This window comes from Nocardia sp. NPDC087230 (genome assembly GCF_044744725.1).
GTDB classification, from domain to species: Bacteria; Actinomycetota; Actinomycetes; order Mycobacteriales; family Mycobacteriaceae; genus Nocardia; species Nocardia canadensis.
This window is the reverse complement of sequence record NZ_JBIUYV010000009.1, coordinates 193,203-211,933: the sequence shown is the minus strand read 5'-3', so window position 1 is coordinate 211,933 and position 18,731 is coordinate 193,203. Positions and strand designations below refer to the sequence as shown.

17 protein-coding genes are annotated in these 18,731 nt (G+C 71.5%); 8 read left to right on the top strand and 9 right to left on the bottom strand.

Annotated features, from left to right (window positions below; genetic code table 11):
- The first annotated feature begins 18 nt into the window (after positions 1–18).
- Positions 19–651 (top strand): LON peptidase substrate-binding domain-containing protein, encoded by a 633-nt coding sequence (locus ACIO52_RS26525; protein WP_308248642.1) that lies wholly within the window; start codon positions 19–21, stop codon positions 649–651.
- 6 nt (positions 652–657) lie between these two features.
- On the opposite strand, the gene ACIO52_RS26520 is transcribed toward ACIO52_RS26525, so the two are convergent.
- The gene (locus ACIO52_RS26520; RefSeq protein WP_402647638.1) at positions 658–1,632 is read right to left on the bottom strand and encodes an NAD(P)-dependent alcohol dehydrogenase; all 975 of its coding nucleotides are present in this window, start codon (positions 1,630–1,632) and stop codon (positions 658–660) included.
- A 174-nt stretch (positions 1,633–1,806) separates the two neighbouring features.
- Between ACIO52_RS26520 and ACIO52_RS26515 the strand changes: the two genes are divergently transcribed.
- Positions 1,807–2,226: a Rieske (2Fe-2S) protein gene (locus tag ACIO52_RS26515; protein WP_218721104.1), complete on the top strand. Its 420-nt coding sequence runs from the start codon at positions 1,807–1,809 to the stop codon at positions 2,224–2,226.
- 8 nt (positions 2,227–2,234) lie between these two features.
- Here the strand turns inward: ACIO52_RS26515 and ACIO52_RS26510 are convergent, their stop codons facing one another.
- The gene (locus ACIO52_RS26510) at positions 2,235–2,705 is read right to left on the bottom strand and encodes a VOC family protein (protein ID WP_218721103.1); all 471 of its coding nucleotides are present in this window, start codon (positions 2,703–2,705) and stop codon (positions 2,235–2,237) included.
- A gap of 154 nt (positions 2,706–2,859) precedes the next feature.
- On the opposite strand from ACIO52_RS26510, the gene ACIO52_RS26505 reads away from it, so the two are divergent.
- Positions 2,860–3,720, top strand: coding sequence for an LLM class F420-dependent oxidoreductase (locus tag ACIO52_RS26505; protein ID WP_218721102.1), 861 nt, complete (start codon positions 2,860–2,862; stop codon positions 3,718–3,720).
- Positions 3,721–3,724: 4 nt separating this feature from the next.
- Here ACIO52_RS26505 and ACIO52_RS26500 read toward each other — a convergent pair whose 3' ends face one another.
- Positions 3,725–4,432: a hypothetical protein gene (locus tag ACIO52_RS26500; protein ID WP_402647633.1), complete on the bottom strand. Its 708-nt coding sequence runs from the start codon at positions 4,430–4,432 to the stop codon at positions 3,725–3,727.
- Positions 4,429–5,328, bottom strand: a complete 900-nt coding sequence (locus ACIO52_RS26495) for a hypothetical protein (RefSeq protein WP_374104911.1) — start codon at positions 5,326–5,328, stop codon at positions 4,429–4,431. The genes ACIO52_RS26500 and ACIO52_RS26495 overlap by 4 nt, the downstream gene beginning before the upstream one ends.
- Positions 5,329–5,467: 139 nt before the next feature.
- Between ACIO52_RS26495 and lspA the strand changes: the two genes are divergently transcribed.
- The 3 genes from lspA to ACIO52_RS26480 all read left to right on the top strand — a co-directional run bounded on the left by lspA (position 5,468) and on the right by ACIO52_RS26480 (position 7,732).
- A complete protein-coding gene (lspA, locus tag ACIO52_RS26490; RefSeq protein WP_402647630.1) occupies positions 5,468–6,085 on the top strand; it encodes a signal peptidase II in 618 nt (205 codons plus the stop codon).
- Positions 6,082–7,008, top strand: coding sequence for an RluA family pseudouridine synthase (locus ACIO52_RS26485; protein ID WP_218721098.1), 927 nt, complete (start codon positions 6,082–6,084; stop codon positions 7,006–7,008). The genes lspA and ACIO52_RS26485 overlap by 4 nt, the downstream gene beginning before the upstream one ends.
- An 88-nt stretch (positions 7,009–7,096) precedes the next feature.
- A complete protein-coding gene (locus ACIO52_RS26480; RefSeq protein ID WP_402647627.1) occupies positions 7,097–7,732 on the top strand; it encodes a hypothetical protein in 636 nt (211 codons plus the stop codon).
- Positions 7,733–7,903: 171 nt separating this feature from the next.
- Here the strand turns inward: ACIO52_RS26480 and ACIO52_RS26475 are convergent, their stop codons facing one another.
- Both ACIO52_RS26475 and ACIO52_RS26470 read right to left on the bottom strand, forming a co-directional pair.
- Positions 7,904–8,722 (bottom strand): PhzF family phenazine biosynthesis protein, encoded by an 819-nt coding sequence (locus tag ACIO52_RS26475; protein ID WP_218721097.1) that lies wholly within the window; start codon positions 8,720–8,722, stop codon positions 7,904–7,906.
- Between the two features lie 80 nt (positions 8,723–8,802).
- Positions 8,803–11,226: a cation-translocating P-type ATPase gene (locus ACIO52_RS26470; RefSeq protein ID WP_402647623.1), complete on the bottom strand. Its 2,424-nt coding sequence runs from the start codon at positions 11,224–11,226 to the stop codon at positions 8,803–8,805.
- Positions 11,227–11,261: 35 nt separating this feature from the next.
- Here ACIO52_RS26470 and rarD point away from each other — a divergent pair, with 35 nt between their 5' ends.
- Positions 11,262–12,185, top strand: a complete 924-nt coding sequence (gene rarD, locus ACIO52_RS26465) for an EamA family transporter RarD (RefSeq protein WP_218721095.1) — start codon at positions 11,262–11,264, stop codon at positions 12,183–12,185.
- Between the two features lie 162 nt (positions 12,186–12,347).
- The gene (locus tag ACIO52_RS26460; RefSeq protein WP_402647712.1) at positions 12,348–13,232 is read left to right on the top strand and encodes an ADP-ribosylglycohydrolase family protein; all 885 of its coding nucleotides are present in this window, start codon (positions 12,348–12,350) and stop codon (positions 13,230–13,232) included.
- A 108-nt stretch (positions 13,233–13,340) separates the two neighbouring features.
- Here ACIO52_RS26460 and ACIO52_RS26455 read toward each other — a convergent pair whose 3' ends face one another.
- The 3 genes from ACIO52_RS26455 to ACIO52_RS26445 all read right to left on the bottom strand — a co-directional run bounded on the left by ACIO52_RS26455 (position 13,341) and on the right by ACIO52_RS26445 (position 18,656).
- The gene (locus ACIO52_RS26455) at positions 13,341–16,577 is read right to left on the bottom strand and encodes an arabinosyltransferase domain-containing protein (RefSeq protein ID WP_402647619.1); all 3,237 of its coding nucleotides are present in this window, start codon (positions 16,575–16,577) and stop codon (positions 13,341–13,343) included.
- 129 nt (positions 16,578–16,706) lie between these two features.
- Positions 16,707–17,204 carry a hypothetical protein gene (locus ACIO52_RS26450; RefSeq protein WP_316573335.1) on the bottom strand — a complete coding sequence of 166 codons (498 nt, stop codon included), beginning with the start codon at positions 17,202–17,204 and terminating at the stop codon, positions 16,707–16,709.
- Positions 17,205–17,261: 57 nt separating this feature from the next.
- Positions 17,262–18,656 (bottom strand): DNA polymerase IV, encoded by a 1,395-nt coding sequence (locus ACIO52_RS26445; RefSeq protein WP_218721092.1) that lies wholly within the window; start codon positions 18,654–18,656, stop codon positions 17,262–17,264.
- Between the last annotated feature and the right edge of the window lie 75 nt (positions 18,657–18,731).

Below are 18,731 nucleotides of genomic sequence, written 5' to 3'. Positions count from 1 at the left end.
AGCGGGCATGCTGTGAGGGTGGAGATCCCTATGTTCCCGTTGGGCGCGGTCCTACTGCCCGGCGAGCCGCTGTCGTTGCAGATCTTCGAGCCGCGCTATGTCGCGTTGGTCGAGGACTGCCTCGACGGGCGGCGGGAGCCCGAGTTCGGCGTGGTCCTCATCGCGCGGGGCCACGAGGTCGGCGGCGGCGAGGTCCGGACCGACCTCGGCGTCCTCGCCCGGATCACCGATGTCGTCGAGCTGTCGGGCTCGCGGTTCCGGTTGCGCTGCGCGGGCACCGAGCGGATCCGGGTCGACGAGTGGCTCACCGACGCGCCGTATCCGCGAGCCGAGGTGTCGGTGTGGCCCGACGGCGTCGGCGCCGACGACAGCGAACTGCTGGCCGACCTGCGCAAACGCGCCGACCGGCTGCACACGCTCACCGCGCAGCTCGCGCGCCGCTCCGGGATCCGGCGGCCACCGCCGTCGGCCTCGCTCGACGGGCTGTCCGACGACCCGACGGTGCGCTCCTACGAGCTGGCCGCGCGCCTGCCGATCGGCCCGACCGACCGGCAGGCGGCCCTGTCGGCGCCCGACCCGTACACCCGGCTGGAGAATCTCATCGTCGCTGTCGACGACGCGATCGCGATGATGGAGTTCCGGCTGCAGTGACGGCGGTCAGCCGACGGTGATCGCGATCTTCGCCCTGGCGTGCTCGGTTTCCAGGTAGTGGATCGCGGCGGGGACCTCGTCGAGCGGGTAGGTGCGGTCGATGATCGGACGGATTCGGCCCGTGTCGATCAGGTCACGGAGTTCGTCGAGCGCCGCGCTGCTCTGGTTCGCCATCGGCACCCGGATCGTGGGGCGCACGAACAGTCGGCTCAGCTGGGCGCGGGCCATGAGCCCGATCGGGCCGAAAAGGCTACCGCCGGTGTAGTTTCCGCCGCCGGACAGGACCAGGGTGCCGGTCGGCTCGACCAGGCGCAGCAGCTCGCGCAGGCGCCGGCTGCCGGCCAGGTCGAGGACGGTGTCGTAGCGGCCGGGCACCGGGTCGCGGGTGTAGTCGACGACCCGCGCGGCACCGAGCCCGCGAATCAGTTCGACATTGCGGGTGCTGCACACCCCGGTGACCTCGGCGCCCGCGGCGAGCGCGAGCTGCACCGCGAAGGTGCCGACCCCACCGGAGGCCCCGATGATCAGCACGCGGTCCCCGGCCGCGACGTGGCGCAGACAGGTGAGCGCGGTATTGGCCGCCAACGGCACCGCCGCCGCCTCGGCGAAGCTCAGTCCCGCGGGCTTGGCGGCGACCACCGACCGGTCGACCGCCAGATACTCGGCGAACGCGCCGCTGATCGACTCGCCGTACACCTCCTCGCCCGGGCGCAGATCTGTCACCCCGGCCCCGACCGACTCGACGACCCCCGCGAAGTCCCCGCCGGGAATCGGCTGCGCGGGCCCACGCCGCCCGAACACCGACCGGTCCATCCACCGCGCGATCCGCGGATCGCCTCGCATGATGTGCCAGTCCCGCGCGTTCAGCGACGCCGCGCGCACCCGGACCAGCACCTGCCCGTTCCCCGCTACGGGCCGCTCGACCCGGGCCACCTCCAGCATCGCCGAAGATCCGTATACCTGCTGCACGATCGCCTTCACGAGCGTGACAGTAGGCCCGCACCCGTCCCGGCCGCATCGGGGAACTCCCGGAGAAGGGGCCCCGATCCGGTCCCGAGGTCGAACCCGGGACCCGCCGGTCCCGTTGAACCGATAGGGAGCGGTCGGAACGCCCGGCCACCGGCTCCCCTCGCCAGTTCCGATCGGAGTTCCACGATGACCAGTAGTGAGATCCAGCTCGACCGCAGGACCGTCGTCGTCGGCGCGGGGGTCCTCGCCGCGGCCGCCACGCTGACCGCCTGCGCGGGCACGGACGAGAGCGCGCCCGCGGGGGCACAGGCCCCGGCGGGCGGGCCGACGGGCGCGTTGGCGAAGACCGCCGATGTGCCGGTGGGCGGCGGGGTGATCGTGGGCGACACCGTGATCACACAGCCGACGGCGGGGACCTTCGTCGGGTTGTCCTCGACGTGCACGCATGCGGGCTGCCGGGTCGGCTCGGTCGCCGACGGCTCGATCGCCTGCCCGTGTCACGGGAGCCGGTTCGGGCTCGACGGCAGCGTCACCGCGGGGCCTGCCACGGCGCCGCTGCCGGCGAAACCCGTCCGGGTGTCGGGTGATTCGATCGTGCCGGCCTGACGGCGGGGTCAGCCCGCCGCGTTCATCATCTCGTCCATGCGGCGCTGCATCTCCTCGGGCGTGACGTCTTCGATGTGGGTCGCCACCGTCCAGCGGTGGCCCCACGGGTCTTCGAAGGCGCCGGTGCGGTCGCCGTAGAACTGGTCGGTCATCGGATTGATCTCGGTGGCGCCCGCGCCGAGGGCGGCGGCGAACGCGGCGTCGGCGTCGGGGACGTAGACCATCAGGTTGACCGGCGAACCGCCGACCGCCGTCGGGTCGAGGAAACCCATTTCCGGCGCCGGGTCGCCGACCATCAGCACCGAGTCGCCGATCAGGAGTTCACAGTGCGCCACGGTGCCGTCCGGACCTGGCATCCGCATGCGCTCGGTCGCGCCGAAGACCGCGGTGTAGAAGTCGATCGCGGCCGCGGCGCCCGCACACGAGATTCCGGGACAGATACGCGGATAACCAGCGGGAAAGGGGGAAACATCAGACATCGGATACCTCCGTGTCGCGTTTGATGCTCGGACCGTTCGAGCCTATTCCCCTCGTCCCGCCGGGGAAAGACCGTCGGGCGCGCGGTCTTCCGAGCGGCCCGAAAGACTGGTAGAACTTGTTTCAGTTTTGTTGTCTGATCCGGAGGGCCGGAACATGCGCTACGGGCTCGTGTTGTTCACCAGTGACCGGGGCATCACGCCCGCCGATGCCGCGCTGGCGGCGGAGAACGCCGGCTTCGACGCGTTCTACGTCCCCGAGCACACCCACATCCCGGTGGTGCGGGCCGCGGCGCATCCGCAGACCGGCGACTCCTCGCTGCCCGACGACCGCTACCTGCGCACCCTCGATCCGTGGGTCGCGCTGGCGACCGCGGCCGCGGTGACCGAGCGGATCACGCTGTCGACGGCGGTCGCGCTGCCCGCCGAGCATCATCCGATCACCCTCGCCAAGACCATCGCCTCGCTCGACCACCTCTCCGGCGGCCGGGTCGAGCTCGGCGTCGGATTCGGCTGGAACACCGACGAACTCGCCCACCACGGCGTTCCGCCGCAGAAGCGGCGCACCGTGCTGCGCGAGCACCTCGACGCGATGCGCGCGATCTGGTCGCAGGAGGAAGCCGAATTCGACGGCGAGTTCGTGCGGTTCGGGCCGAGCTGGTCATGGCCGAAGCCGACCAGCCCGACGATCCCGGTCCTGCTCGGCGCGGGCGGCACCGAGAAGTCCTTCGGCTGGCTGGCCCGGCACGCCGACGGCTGGATCACCACCCCGACCGAGGGCGATCTCGGCGAGAAGATCGAACTGCTGCACCGGGTCTGGCGGGAAGCCGGTCGCGAGGGCACCCCGCGCGTGATCGCACTCGCCGGGCGCTACGACGCCGCCCAGCTCGCGCAGTGGGAAGAACTCGGCGTCACCGAGGTGGTCTTCGGCATGCCGGACCGCTCGGCCGACGAGGTGCGTGGCTACATCGCCCATCTCGGCGGCAAGATCGCACCGCCGGTGCCCGCCACCAGCTGACGAGTCAGCCGCGCAGTTTGCGGACCTGCGCGGCGGTGAGGTCGGCGAGCACTCCCGGGTCGACGGTCTCCGGTGCGGTGACCACCACCTGGACCAGGGTGTTGCCGACCTGCACCAGGGCCGTCGCCGAGGTGAGCGTCAGCCCTTCGCTGGCGGCGGTCAGGGTGAAGGCCGAACTCGCGTCGCCCGCGGGTGGCTGGTCGAGACCGGCGGCGCGGTAGTCGATGTGCACGCCCGCGTCGTCGCCGGTGTAGGCGGCACAGCGACGCGGCTGCGCCTGGAGCGCGTCGAAGGCGGCTGCCAGCGCCGCGTCGGGATAGCTCGCGGCGTCGATATCGATCGTGGCATAGCTGGGCCCGGCGAACTGGACCGAGGCGGCGGCGGCCGACCCGGGCCGCTGCTCGGCGATCGGGGTGAGCAGCCTGCCGCAGTCCGGCGGATCGGTGGGCGCCGCGGGCGGGACGGCCGCGGTGTCCCCGGCGGGCGTGCGCGGTGGGACGACGCTGAAGTCGCCGGGCAGATCCTCGGCCGCCAGCAGGCCGGCGGCGAGCTGGGCGGGATCACGCACGACCGTGCCGTTGCCCGGCGCCGCGCTGACCGCGGACGGGAAGGACCCGGCCTGCTCGTCGTCGGAAGCGCACCCGACGACCCCGGCGAGCGCCGCGCAGGCCGAGGCGGCCGCGCTCGCGCGCAGCAGGGTCGAGCGCATCATTCGGTCCAGGAGACGCGCGTGGACTGGGTCTGCACGAGGGTGCTCACGCTGCGCGCGTCGCGGTAGGTCTGCTGACCGCCGACGTCGATGGCGCCCGAGACCGGCAGCGGGAGACCGAGATCGACGGTGATCGTGCCGGTGCCCTCCATGACATAGCCCTCGATGTCGAGCGAGCCCGCGTTGTTGGGCAGCATCCAGACCTTGTCGGTCGGGGTCTGCGTCACCTGCAGGTCGATGGTGAGCCGGTCGCCGTCGCGGCTGGTCAGGGTGGCGGTGGTGATCTGATCGAGGGTGACGCCGCCGGTGATCTCCTGGTGCACCGTCCACACCGCGCCGACGCCCACCGGCGCGTCCGGGAACGCGATCGAGCGGTACACGGCCTGATAGAAGGCCTGCTCCAGGGCCGCGCGCGCGGTGTTGGGAGTATCCGGTGACGGCGCGAGCCGCAGTTCGGTGATCGCGCCGAGGTCGCTCATCTCCAGACCGGCGTGCGAGCCGTCGGCCGTGGTGAACGCCTTGTTCAAGGCCGGGTCGGGCGTGGTGACGGTGCCGACGGTGAGGTCGACCCCATCGGTGCCCGCGCGGGCGGTCATCGGGATGGTCAGCGCGGCGGGCGAGAAATCGCGCGCGGGCTGATCGTTGACCTGCTGCTGAATCCGGTAGTCGGTGCGCAGTGTCACCTCCTGCGTGGTGCCCGCCGGGTAGCGCGGTCGCAGCAGATCGCGCGGCTCGTCGCCGGCCGACACCAGGGTGGTGACCGCCGCCGTGATCGGCACCGTCACTTCCTTACCGATGCCCAGCGGCTCGAGGCCCTCGACATCGGCGGGCGATGCCGAGCGGTCGGCGCACCCCGCGCCGAAGGTCGCGAACCCGAGCACGAGCGCCACGAGTAACACCCCGGGACGCGCGACGCGGGGTAAGCGAGAACTAGACAACACCGTCACAGCCATCAGCGTACGACCGCTTCCTGAGTAACAGCTGGGACTCCCGGGCACCGCGGCGCAGCACCGATCGCCATTAGGGAATGATGGTCGCGTGAGTGAAGACCGGCCATCCGACAACGCTGCCGTTCCCGAGACGGGCGACGACTCGGCGGCACCGGCCCCCGACACCGTGCCCGAGGCCACCGGAACGGACGAACCCGCTGGTCGCCGCCGGTTGACGACGCTGCTGATCATCGCCGTCGTGCTGTTCGGCCTCGACCTGCTGACCAAGTGCCTCGCCGTCGCCTTCATCGATCCGGGCGAATCGGTGCCGATCATCGGCGATTTCGCGCGCTTCACCCTGGTCCGCAACCCGGGTGCGGCGTTCTCGATGGCGACCGGCATGACCTGGCTGCTGACCCTGATCGCCGCGGCCGTGGTGGTCGGCGTCATCCGGATCGGGCGCACGCTGCGGTCGCTGTGGTGGGCGATCGGCCTGGGCATGGTGCTCGGCGGCGCGCTGGGCAACCTGGTCGACCGGATCTTCCGTTACCCCGGCCCGCTGCAGGGCCACGTCGTCGATTTCGTCGCCGTCGGCTGGTGGCCGGTGTTCAACGTGGCCGACTCGGCCATCGTGTGCGGCGCCATCCTGCTCGTCGCGCTCACCGTGTTCGGGTTCGAGCCGGACGGCACCCGCAGCGGTCGCAACCAAAAAGAGGAGACCGCATGAGGGAAACCAGGACTATGCCCGTGCCCGACGGGCTGGACGGGATGCGGGTCGACGCGGGACTGTCCCGGCTGCTCGGGTTGTCGCGCACCGCGGTCGCCGCGCTGGCCGAGGAGGGCTCGGTGCAGCTCGACGGTGTCGCCGCGGGCAAATCCGACCGGCTGACCGCGGGCGCGTGGCTGGAAGTGGTGTTCCCCGAACCCAAGCGCGAGCTGACGGTGGAGGCCACCCCCGTGGAGGGGATGAAGATCCTCTACGCCGACGACGACATCGTCGCGGTGGACAAGCCGATCGGCGTGGCCGCGCACACCGGCGTCGGCTGGACCGGCCCGACCGTGGTCGGCGGCCTGGCCGCGATGGGCTACCGCATCTCCACTTCGGGCGCGCACGAACGGCAGGGCATCGTGCACCGCCTGGACGTGGGCACCTCCGGCGTGATGGTGGTCGCCCAGTCCGAGCACGCCTACACGATGCTCAAGCGCGCCTTCAAGCAGCGCACGGTCGACAAGCAATACCATGCCCTGGTGCAGGGACATCCCGATCCGAGCAGCGGCACGATCGACGCGCCGATCGGGCGGGCGCGCGGCAACGACTGGAAGTTCGCGGTCACCGGCGACGGCAGGCCGAGTGTCACCCACTACGACACGATCGAGGCGTTCCAGTCGGCCAGCCTGCTCGACGTCCATCTGGAGACCGGACGCACCCACCAGATCCGGGTGCACTTCTCCGCGGTGCGCCACCCCTGCGCCGGTGACCTGACCTACGGCGCCGACCCGACCCTGGCCAAGCGCCTCGGGCTGGAGCGGCAGTGGCTGCACGCGCGTCAGCTGGGCTTCCACCATCCCGCCGACGGTCGCTGGCTCGAGATCACCAGCGAGTACCCGGCCGACCTGGCCGGCGCACTGGACGTACTACGCAATGCCTGACGACCCGCGGTCGTCCGTACCGGCGCCGGACACGGCGCCGGACGACCGCGGGAGCGCCGAGGATCGCCGACTGTCGGGGCGCACGGCGGTGTCCATCGCCGCGGCCGTGGTGCTGGCCGTGGTCGTCGTCGTGCTCGGCATCCTCAATCCGCGCCCGTCGACGGGCGTGACGACCGATCGGCTCGGTCCCGCGCAGGGCGAACAGGTCGACGACTATCTGCGCGAGGCCCGCGCCTCCCTCGACGGCGCCGACACCGACCCGCACTGGGCGCTGGTGTCGTTCACCGACTATCTGACCGCGCCCCAGATCCCGGCCGCGGCCGACGGCCTGCGCGTCGCGGGCGTGATCCAGCACGTCCCGATCGATCGGGTGCAGACACCGGTGATCACCGTCGCGACACCGGCCGGTGCCGAACCCGCGGTGCAGTCCGCCGACGCGGCGGCGGGACTGGTGGCCGCCCAGCGGTTCCGTGATCAGCGCAGCGCCGATATCGCCCGGGTCACCGAGGCCAGGCTGCGCGCGGGCTGCGCGTGCACCGCAGGCCTGGTCGTGCGCGGCACGCTGCCCGAATTACGGGTGCTGGCAACACGACCCGGCGTCCGCGCGGTGCAGGCGCTGCCCGCCGACGCGATCGCGGGCCGCTTCGCGGTGGCGCCGCTGCTACCGGAGTCGACCGGGGTGATCACACCGACTCCGGACGACGCCCCCGTCCCCACCGAGTAGTCCCCGGCCCGCGCGAGGAGTCCGTGGCGGACCACGTGTCCCGAGTCATCCGGCGGCCCTCCGGCCGATCCGGCGGCGCCGTCCCGACGGGAGAGACGCCGCGCTGTCCTGGATCGAACCTCGACGGGATCTCGCGGCACGAAGGTACCTGCCGTCTCCGCGAGGCCCGACTCACTCGGGCAAGGTGACCACACCGTCGAGGTAGCGGCGGCAGCGCCCGAGCAGCAGCACCCGGTCGTCGGCGAGTTCGGCGCGCAGTGTCCCGCCGCGCCGGGAGAGCTGACGCGCGGTCAGCGTCGTGCGGCCCAGCTCGCGGCTCCACAGCGGAACCAGCTGGGCGTGCGCCGAACCGGTGACAGGATCCTCCGGGACCCCGACACCGGGGGCGAACAGCCGCGAGACGAAGTCGGTGGCGGTGCCGGGCGCGGTGATGATCGCGCCGCGGGCCAGCGCCGGGAACGCACCGAGATTCGGTGTGGCGGAGCGGACTTCGTCCTCGGAGCCGAGGACGATCACCTCGTCCTGGCCGGTGTAGGCGTGCAGCGGGGTGACGCCGAGGGCCGCGATCAGAGCCGGGTCGGGGTCGACGCGCACCGAGGCGAGCGCGGGCAGATCCAGCACGTACTCGTCGTCGTCGGTGCGGTCGACGTGCAGCCAGCCCGAGCGGGTGTAGAAGCTGACCCGATCGTGCTCGGGATGCAGGTCCTCGATGATCTGGGTGGCCGAGGCGAGGGTGGCGTGCCCGCACATGTCCACCTCGACCGCCGGGGTGAACCAGCGCAGGTGGAAGGCGGGCCATTCGCCGGGCGGGCCGCCGGCGTCCGGGGGTAACTCGGAGGTGTAGAACGCGGTCTCGGCGAGGTTGTTCTCCTCGGCCAGCTGTTGCAGCAGCGTGTCCGGCAGCCAGCGGGGCAGCGGCATGACCGCGGCCGGGTTGCCCGAGAACGGTGCGTCGGTGAACGCGTCGATCTGGTGCAGCAATACCTCCATAGTGCGCAAAGGTACTCCAACACCGAATGTGCGTCCGGCGCAAGGGTTCTCGAGGCAAACCCGGCCTGGTCAGCGCGGCCTCAGGCGCCCTGGGCGCCCACCGCTGGAACGAACTTGCCGGTGTTGCCGGACAGCCGCGCCTGCACCCACCACGCCAGCTCCACCAGCACGATGCCCACCGCGCCACAGACGAACGCGGCCAGCGTCAGTCGCGGGTTCGACGGGTCGAGCTTGAAGAACTCGCGGGTGAACGGGATCGTGAACAGCGCGATGTAGGCCAGCACCGATGCGGCGATCAGCACCACCTTCCACCACACGTAAGGCCGCGCGACCAGCGCCAGCACCCACACCGCGATCATGATCAAGGTGATCAGCGCGGTGGTGCCCGCCTGGATCTTCTGTGTCTCCGAGGCTTCCGGCCCGGCGTAGGCGATGAGGTAGGACACGAACGTCGCGACGCCGATCACCACGCCCGAGGGCACCGCCAGGCGCATGACCCGGCCGACGAACCCGGTGCGGGCGCGCTCGTTGTTGGGCGCCAGCGACAGGATGAACGCCGGGATGCCGATGGTGAACCAGGCCGCGATGGTGACGTGGCGCGGCAGGAACGGATAGCCGATCGGGTCGTAGCCGAAGATCTGCGACCCGACACCGGCCAGGCCGACCAGGAACGCCAGCAGCACCGAGTACACGGTCTTGGTGAGGAACAGGTTCGAGACCCGTTCGATATTGCCGATCACCCGGCGGCCCTCGCCCACCACATAGGGCAGGGTCGCGAACTTGTTGTCCAGCAACACGATCTGGGCCACCGCGCGCGTGGCCGGGCTGCCCGCGCCCATCGCGACGCCGATATCGGCGTCCTTGAGGGCGAGCACGTCGTTGACGCCGTCACCGGTCATGGCGACGGTGTGCCCGCGCGACTGCAGCGCACCGACCATGGCGCGCTTCTGATCCGGGCGGACACGGCCGAAGGTGGTGTCGCGCTCGAGGACGTCGGCGAGCTCGTCGCGGTCCTCGGGCAGCGAGCGCGCGTCGACCGCGTGGTCGCCGCCGGGCAGGTCCAGCGAGGAGGCGACCGCGCCGACCGAGACGGCGTTGTCGCCGGAGATCACCTTGATCGAGACATGCTGGCTCGCGAAGTATTCGAGCGTGCCCTTGGCGTCGGGGCGGACCCGCTGTTCGAGCACGACGAGCGCGGCGGGTTCGACCCGGCCGGGGGCGTCGTCGGCGTCGACCGGGCGGTCGGAGCGGGCCAGCAGTAGCACCCGCAGGCCCGAGGAGCCGAGGTCTTCGGCCCGCTCGGCGTCGGCAGAGGCGGGATCGAGCAGCACGTCGGGTGCGCCGAGCAGCCAATCACCGTGGGCGCCATAGGAGATGCCGCTCCACTTCTTGGCCGAGGAGAACGGGGCGACGGCGGTCTGCGACCAGTCCGGCGAGTCGGGGAAGGCCTCGGCGATCGCCTGCACGCTCGCGTTCGGGCGCGGATCGTCGCCGGCCAGGGCGGCCAGCACCTGCCGGACCTGGTCCTCGTCGAAGGCGCCGAGCGGTTCGATCTGCGACAGGCGCATGCCGTTCTCGGTCAGGGTGCCGGTCTTGTCCGCGCACACCACGTCGACGCGGGCCAGGCCCTCGATCGCGGGCAGCTCCTGCACCAGGCAGTTGCGCTTGCCCAGACGCACCACGCCCACCGCGAACGCGATGGAGGTCATCAGGACCAGCCCCTCGGGGACCATCGGCACCAGCGCGGCGACCATGCCGGTCACGGCGGGTCGCCAGGACTCCTTGCTGGAGACCAGCTGGTTGTAGATGCTCAGCGCGCCCGCCGGGATCAGCAGGTAGGTGATGAACTTGAGGATCTTGTCGATGCCGGAGCGCAGTTCCGAGTGCACCAGGGTGAACTTGCTGGCCTCCTCGGCCAGCTTGGCCGCGTAGGCGTCCCTGCCGACCTTGGTCGCGCGGTAGGCGCCCGAGCCCGACACCACGAAGCTGCCCGACATCACCGGGGCGCCCACGCCCTTGTCGATCGGGTCGGCCTCACCGGTGAGCAGCGATTCGTCCACCTCGAGGGCGGCGGCTTCCTCGATCTCGCCGTCGACGACGATCTGGTCACCCGGACCCAGCTCGATCAGGTCGTCGAGGACCACCTCGCCGGGGGCTACCTCGTGGGCGACGCCGTCGCGGCGCACCGTCGGCTTGGCCTGGCTGACGATCGCGAGCTGATCCAGAGTCCGTTTGGCCCGGATCTCCTGGATGATGCCGACCGCGCTGTTGGCCACGATGAGCAGGCCGAACATGCCGTCGATGATCGAGCCGGTGGACAGCACCAGCAGGAACAGCACGCCCAGAATGGCATTGATGCGGGTGAAGACGTTCGCCCGCACGATCTCGCGCACGGACCGGCTCGCTCTGGCCGGGACATCGTTGGTGCGCCCGTCGCGGCGTCTTTCCTCGACCTGTGCTGCGGTGAGCCCCGTCGCCGCGGGCTCCTGCACGGAAATGGACATGCTCGTCAGGCTACGTCAGTCGTAACATGGGATGAATGCAGCGCAGCCCCTCTCCGCCCGGTGTCGTCTTCGGCGCCGGCGCCTATCTGATCTGGGGCATGTTCCCCGCGTTCTTCGGGTTGCTGGCGTTCGCCTCGGCGGCCGAGGTGGTGGCCCAGCGCATCATCTGGACGCTGGTCGTGGTGTTGATCGTGCTCGCGCTGACCGGACGGCTGCGGCAGATGCGCGGGATCGACGCGCGGACCTGGCGGCTGGCGGCGGCGGCCTCGGCGGCCATCGCGATCAACTGGGGCACCTATGTGTACGGCGTGAATTCCGGGCATGTCGTGGAGTGCGCGCTGGGGTACTTCATCAATCCGCTCGTCACCGTCGCCTTCGGCGTGGTGCTGTTCCGGGAACGGCTCACCCGCGCGCAGTGGCTGGCGCTGGGCCTCGGCGCGCTGGCCGTGGTGGTGCTCACCGTCGACTACGGCAGGCCGCCGGTGATCGCGCTGGTCCTGGCCTGCTCGTTCGCCACCTACGGTCTGGTCAAGAAGGTGATCACGCTCGACGCGCTGCGCGGTATCGCCGCCGAGGGCATCGTCGCCGTGCCGTTCGCCCTGGCCTTCCTGATCGCGCTGATGGCCACCGGCCGCAGCGAATTCACCTCCACCCCGGCCCATTTCGGCCTGATGCTGGCCACCGGGCCGGTCACGCTGATCCCGCTGCTGTTGTTCGCGGTCGCCGCCCAGCGCGTCCCGCTCTCGACGATGGGCATCCTCCAGTACCTCACCCCCGCCCTCCAGATGGCCTGGGGCGTCGCGGTCATGCACGAGCCGATGCCCGCCTCCCGCTGGGCCGGGTTCGCGCTCATCTGGGCCGCCCTGGCCGTGTTCACCACCGACGCGCTGCGTCGCAACCGACGCGCCCGGCGCGCGACCCCGGCCCCGGCTCCCGTCGACCAGGTCACCACGCCCTGACCGGGCCGAATCCGCCGCCCGACACGGGCGCGCCGGAGGGCGAAAGCTGGGTGTGTCGCACATCCCGACCGGTAGGCTCGACAGCTGGACACACGGAGAGCGGGCGCCCGAGAGGGGTGGGTTTCTGTGCATGATGCGGGGTTCTCTGATCGGGTGGCGGGGGTGCTCGTCGGCGGGGCCGCGGGGGACGCGCTGGGGGCCGGCTACGAGTTCACGGTGCCGGGGCCGGGGGCGGTGATCGACATGGTCGGGGGCGGGCCGTTCCACTGGGCGCCGGGCGAGTGGACCGACGACACCTCGATGGCGCTGGCGATCGTACTGGCGGCGGTGAACGGTCCGGGGATCGATCTGGACGCGGTCGCGGCGGGTTTCCTCGCCTGGTACGACTCCGTGCCGCCCGATATCGGGAACCAGACCCGCACCGTGCTGTCGGCCCGGCCGTCCTCGGCGCTGAGCATGCAGGCGGTGGCGATGTCGCTGTCGGGCCGCACCGGCGGCAACGGCTCGCTCATGCGGACCGCGCCGGTCGCGCTGGCCTATCTCGACGATGCCGCGGCCTGCGTCGCGGCGGCGGGCCGGATCGGCATGCTGACGCACCACGACGAGCACGCCGTCGAGGCGTGCAAGATCTGGACCTACGCCGTGCGGCACGCGGTGCTGCACGCCGATTTCGAGGGCGTGCGCGAATACGTCGGCGGTTCACGGCAATCCGAGTACTGGCACGACCGCCTCGACGAAGCGGAGAAGGGCACCCCGGCCGACTTCCCGAACAACGGCTGGGTGGTGCACGCCCTGCAGACGGCGTGGTGGGCCATCACCACCACCGACCAGTCGACCCCCGAGCATCTGCCGCGCGCGCTGGAAGCCTGTGTGCGCGCCGGCAACGACACCGACACCACCGCCGCCATCGCCGGTGGTCTGCTCGGCGCTCGCTGGGGCGCGTCCGCGGTCCCGGCGCGCTGGCGGGCGCTCCTGCACGGTTATCCCGGCCTGACCGGCGCCGATCTGCCGGATCTGGCCCAGCGCATCGCCGCCCACTCCCGCTGAGGAAGACGCGGCGCCAACGCTCCCGCGCAGGCGCCGCCGCCCACCTGCCGCCGACGGCACCCCGACCACCGCACCCGGCGCGGACGGATTTCCGCGCCGGAGTACCGGCTACCAGGCGGTGATGATCGGGCCGGGAGTCCAGGTCCCCCAGCGGTTCTCGGAGTCGACCTGCGGTCGCGCGGGGACCGCGGTGGTGTCCAGCGGCAGGTACTGCTCGATCGAACCCCAGTCCCGGTCCCAGTCGTTGTTCAGATAGGTCGGCAGGGTGCGGCCGGTGAACAGCAGCTGGGTCCAGCCGAGCGGCCCGCCGCCGTCGTGGCCCTGCCACAGGTTGGTGATCGTGGCGCCGTTGCGGTCGGGCAGGATGCGATAGGTGGGCAGCTCCGCGATGCCGTTGTAGGTCGGCAGGTGGTTCTGGCACGGGAAGTGCAGGCCCACAGCCCAATCCAGCAGCACCGGGGTCCGGCTGCCGACCAGGGCGTTGAGCGTGGTGGTCTGCGGCATCCGCGGCGGGGTCACCGCCAGCCACTGATCGGGGCCCAGATCCTTGTCCTGCGCGACCAAGCGGACCACGCTCGTGTCGGCGGGCAGCTGGTCGAGCGGGACGCGCAGGTTGCGCCACATGGGCGCGGGACCGATGTCGATCGGCGCGACCCGACCGGTCACCGCGACGGTGCCGTCGGCGGCCGCGGTGCCGTATTCGACGGCCAGTTCCTGGCCGGGATGCACGATGCCGTCGGCGTCGACCGAGCGGATCCGGCCCGCTACCGACACCGCGAGCAACGGGCCACGCGGACCCTCCGGCAGGCGGAACCAGCCGGTGGTCAGCGCCGCGGGCTCCTGCGTACCGGCGCGGTAGCTGCCGAGCACGGGCGTGGTCGCCGGGTCGAGGCCGAACGGCAGGGCCAGCGAGCCCTGCCGGGACTCCGAGCCCGCCGAGGTCGAGGCGTCGCGCAGCTTGTCGGGGTCGTCGGAGACCGAATTCGCCTGGCCCGTGGTCGATTCCACCTCGTCGGAGGTGAGGACCGGGGCCACGCCGTCGGGCCGGAACCCGGTCGAGTCACCGGCCAGGGCGGTCGCCATGTCGCCGGTCAGCGGCGCGAGCATCGACGCGTTCGGGTCGGTCTCGACGAGTACCTCGTCGGCCATGCCGCAGCCGCCGCCGAAGGCGGCCTCGAGGTTCGACCCGGCCAGCGAGTATGCCGGGTACTGCGCCAGGGTCGCCTTCGCGAAGGAGGCCACCTCGAACAGCACCATCATCGCGGCGACCACTGCCAGCACCGGGACCCGTGCCAGCGGCCACGACCGGGTGGACGGGCTCGGATGGATGTGGAACCAGGCTGCGGCGGCCAGGCACAGCACGGTCAGCCCGACGAACGCGGTCGAGATGCCGTAGCCGGCGATGCTCGGCGGCTTGTCCCACCACGGGATGCCCCACGACGAGACGTACCAGTAGCCGTTGGCGCCGACGAAGGTCATCGACAGCGCGAAGAAGACGGCCGCGGCGAACAGCGCGCGGTTGCGCAGCGGCCGCAGCACGGCCGGGCTCACCGCCACCGCGGTCACCGCGGCGACACAGGTCGCCAGGCCGGCGAAAACGCCGAACTGATGGGTCCACTTGGTCGGCGAGAACATCATCAGCACCATGGCGGCGAGGGTGATGCCGAGCAGCCTGCGGGTCGGGCCGACCGCCGTGCCGGGAATGTGCCCACCCCGGCGCAACATGGTGGCCGCGCAGACGATCAGCCCGAGCAGCATCGCGAAGACCCCGAAACGGCGGGTCAGCCAGCCGTCGGCGTTGAGCTGCAACAGGTACTGGTAGCGCAGGAACTCGAAGAACCAGGACTCCCCCGGCCCGATCTTGCCGTGCACCTCGAACATCTCCCGCACGCCGGCCAGGGTCCGGTCGGCGAACACGACGGTCAGCACCAGCGTGCCCGCCGCCAGGATCGGCAGCAGCTGCGCGAGATAGCCCACCGTCTTGGCCCGCCGCACGATCACCGCGGTGACGACGCGGGCACCGGCCACCAGCGCGCCCAGGCAGATCAGCCCCGACGGCGCGCCGGTCAGCGTGAACGCCGCGACGATCACCGCGACCGCGAACGGCAGCAGCCGCCGGGTCGCGATGGCCCGCTCGACCGAGACCCAGGTGACCAGCACACCCAGCGCGACGACGAACTCCGCGCGCAGGCCGTTGTTGTAGGGCAGCCAGAACGCCAGGAACACCAGCGCCGCGGTCCAGGTCGCGGCCCGCTGACGGCGCACGGCCGTCCCGAGCCGGGGCAGCACCTCGCGGCTGATCAGCCACCAGGTCAGCAGGCCGGCGCCGAGCGCGGGCAGCCGCACCAGCGGGCTGACCGCGGAAAGGTGGGTGATCCAGCCGATGATGTCGGTGTAGGGCGTGTAGAACGGCCCCTCGTCGACGCTGAACCAGCGGTAGTAGTTCGACATGGTGCCCGAGGAGCGCGCGCCCCTGGCCATGCCGAGGATGTAGCCGTCGTCGGAGGTGTTGGCGCCGATGAAGTGCCAGACGACCAGGACCGCGAACACCAGCCAGTCGACCGGCCGCAGGCGCCACCAGCGCTGCGGCAGGAACCGGCGGGCCGCGCGGCCGTCGAGCGCGTCGAGGCGGTGCAGGGCGAACAGCGAGAGCGCGGTCGCGAGCAGGCACAGCACGATCACGCCGAGCTTGATCCAGGTCGGCGAGGTGATGTAGCGCGCATCGGCCACCACCCGCACGTCCAGGCCCGCGGGCGGCGCGCCGGTCAGCTCGCTGAAGACGCCGACCACCTGGGGACGCAGGTCGGTGGGCAGCACCACCCCGGACGCGCCGAGACCGGTCGCGGTGACCGCGGCTTGCTGCGGGGTGAGGGCGACCGAGATCGCGCAGCCGCTGCCCAGGACCTCGGCCAGCGGCACCGTCCACAGCAGCGTGGACCGGGAGACCACGTCGACGCGACCCGCGCGTTCGGGTGTGTCGGCGACGACTTTGACGACGAAGCCGTACTTCTCCCTGTCGGCGGACTGGTGCGGGATCGTCGACACCGCGACGCCGCCGGTCTCGGCGAGCGCGCTCAGCGCCGCGCACGGCACGGTGGCGGTCAGCTCGGCGGGCGCGTAGGCGACCAGCGGGGATTCGATCGAGGTGGTCGCGCCGCGCTGCGGCCAGGCGACCGTCGCGGTGTCGACCCGGACCGGCAGGAACGGGATGGCGATCGCGCTCAGCACGCCGACCAGCGCGGCGACGATCGCGACGACGCGGACCCAGCGGTCGGGCCGGGCCCGTCGCGCGGAGTCCGAAACATCCTCGGGCGGATGCCCCGGCCGCACGATCGTCTCTACCACGGGGCCCGATAGTAGCGGCGCCGTCGACGGCTCGCGAAACACGTGCTGGTCACACGCGATCCAGCAGGGTCACCGAATGCGCGAACCCCGGCCGCGACGACAGCGGGGCCGGGGTTCGCGGCAGGAGAATCAGGCGCAGGCGACCGACTGCTGCCCCAGATTGGTCAGCATCCCGCACGCCCAGGTCTTCTGGACCTTCCACTTACCGTCCTCGGCCACGAACGGCACATCCACCACATTGGTCTGACCGTTGAGCGTGAAATTCGCCTTCGCGTTCACACTGTCACCGAACGAGGTCACCTCCGTGACCTGCACCTGCACATTGGCATCCTTGGCCGCCTGCGCCAACCGGTTCGGCAACTCCGGATCCGCCGAACCACCCTGCACGAAATCCAGCTTCTGCTCGTTCGGGATCGACGGATCCAACGCCGTGGTCAGCTGCTCGTTGAGCTGCTCGACCGTCGGCACCGCGGGCAGGTTCGCGGCAGCCGAGGCGGAAGCCTTGGCGCTGGTGGTGGTCTTCGCGGCGGGCTTGTCACCCTTGTCGTCGCTGCACGCGCTCAGGCCAAGGGCCGCGACCACGGCCAGTCCGGCGATCGCGACACGTCCGGTCGTACGAAGCTTCAACTGCTCGTCCTTTGCGTTCGAGGTGGGAGTGGTTCCATCGCGGTAGCCGAGGCTACTTCACGCGAGGCTGTCGAGGGGATCTGCCCGCGTCAGATCCTGATCGTCGGCTGGAAACGTACGCGCCGGGCCGGGACCTGTCGAGCTGGTCTCGAATCGGACCGTCACCACGCCGTAGCCCGCGCCCTGGACCCAGCCGTGGCCGAAGTCGGGGTGACGCACGTCCATACCGGGGAACCACTGTCCCGCAAGCGGATCGGGGCTGTCGACGGGCTCGCCCGCCGGTGCGGCCGCCTCGACCTGGTCGACGCCGAAGTCCTCGGGAACGGCCTGATCCAGTTCGGGGAACAGTGATTCCTGGCGGACCAGCGACAGCCCGCCGTAGCCGACGCCGACGAGCCGGATCGGGCCGAGTTCGGCCGGGTCGATCGCCGAGCGTTGCGCGGCCGCGGCCAGCGTGGTCAGGTCGGCGGTGGCATAGGGCAGGGTGAACGACCTGGTCACGATGCTCATGTCGGACTTCTTGAGTTTGAGCACCACGGTGCGGGCGGCGCGGCCGTCGCGGTCGAGTCTGCGGTGCGCGGCCGCCGCCATGGCGGTGATGGCCGCGCGCAGATCGGGCAGCGTGACGATGTCGCGCTCGTAGGTGTTCTCGGCGCTGATCTGTTTGGCCTCGGCGCGTTCGGTGACCGGGCGGTCGTCGATGCCGCGCGCGAGCCGGTGCAGCGCCGTGCCGATGCTGCCGCCCAGGATCGAGGCGGCCTCCGATTCCGGCAGCGCCGCGAACGCACCGACCGTCTCGATGCCGAGACTGCGCAGCCGGCCCTCGGCGACCGGGCCGATCCCCCACAGTTTGCGCACCGGCAGCCCGGCCAGCAGCCCGCCCTGTTCGGCGGGCGAGATCACCCGCATGCCGTCGGGTTTGGCCAGGCCGGAGCCGATCTTGGCCAGTTGCTTGCCGGTTCCCGCGCCGATCGAGGCGGTGAGCCCGGTCCGCGCGGTGACCAGCGCGCGCAGCATGGCGCAGTACTGCTCGACCTCGGCCACACTCGCGCCCGCCAGCTCGGCGGGTTCGGCGAACGCCTCGTCGAACGACAGCGTCTCCAGCACCGGGATCCGGCCGCGCAGCGTGTCGAACACCGCGGCGCTGAGCACCGAGTACACCGCGCCGCGCGGCGGCACCACCACCGCCGACACTCCGATCAACCGCCGGGCCTGATGCATCGGCATGGCCGAGCGCGCGCCGTAGACCCGTGCCTCGTAGCTGGCTCCGGCGACCACCCCGCGCTGACCCGCGCCGCCGACGAGCACCGGCCTGCCGCGCAGAGTCGGGCGGGTGAGTTGTTCGACCGAGGCGAAGAACGCGTCCATATCGATGTGCAGCACCCAGCGGCGGGCGGTGACCGCCGCATCTGCCCTGGCCGGGGCGCCTGCGGTGTTGGCGTCGGTGCTCACGCCCGCAATCTACGCGGCGCGGCCGACACATTTTCCCCCGCCGGTTGACAGCCGTGGCACAGCGATCACCCAGTC

Excerpts from the sequence above, each read along its gene's own strand:
- ACIO52_RS26515 (WP_218721104.1), top strand. The coding sequence starts at position 1,807 with ATGACCAGTAGTGAGATCCAGCTCGACCGCAGGACCGTCGTCGTCGGC.
- ACIO52_RS26510 (WP_218721103.1), bottom strand. The coding sequence starts at position 2,705 with ATGTCTGATGTTTCCCCCTTTCCCGCTGGTTATCCGCGTATCTGTCCC.
- ACIO52_RS26505 (WP_218721102.1), top strand. The coding sequence starts at position 2,860 with ATGCGCTACGGGCTCGTGTTGTTCACCAGTGACCGGGGCATCACGCCC.
- ACIO52_RS26500 (WP_402647633.1), bottom strand. The coding sequence starts at position 4,432 with ATGATGCGCTCGACCCTGCTGCGCGCGAGCGCGGCCGCCTCGGCCTGC.
- ACIO52_RS26485 (WP_218721098.1), top strand. The coding sequence starts at position 6,082 with ATGAGGGAAACCAGGACTATGCCCGTGCCCGACGGGCTGGACGGGATG.
- ACIO52_RS26475 (WP_218721097.1), bottom strand. The coding sequence starts at position 8,722 with ATGGAGGTATTGCTGCACCAGATCGACGCGTTCACCGACGCACCGTTC.
- ACIO52_RS26470 (WP_402647623.1), bottom strand. The coding sequence starts at position 11,226 with ATGTCCATTTCCGTGCAGGAGCCCGCGGCGACGGGGCTCACCGCAGCA.
- rarD (WP_218721095.1), top strand. The coding sequence starts at position 11,262 with ATGCAGCGCAGCCCCTCTCCGCCCGGTGTCGTCTTCGGCGCCGGCGCC.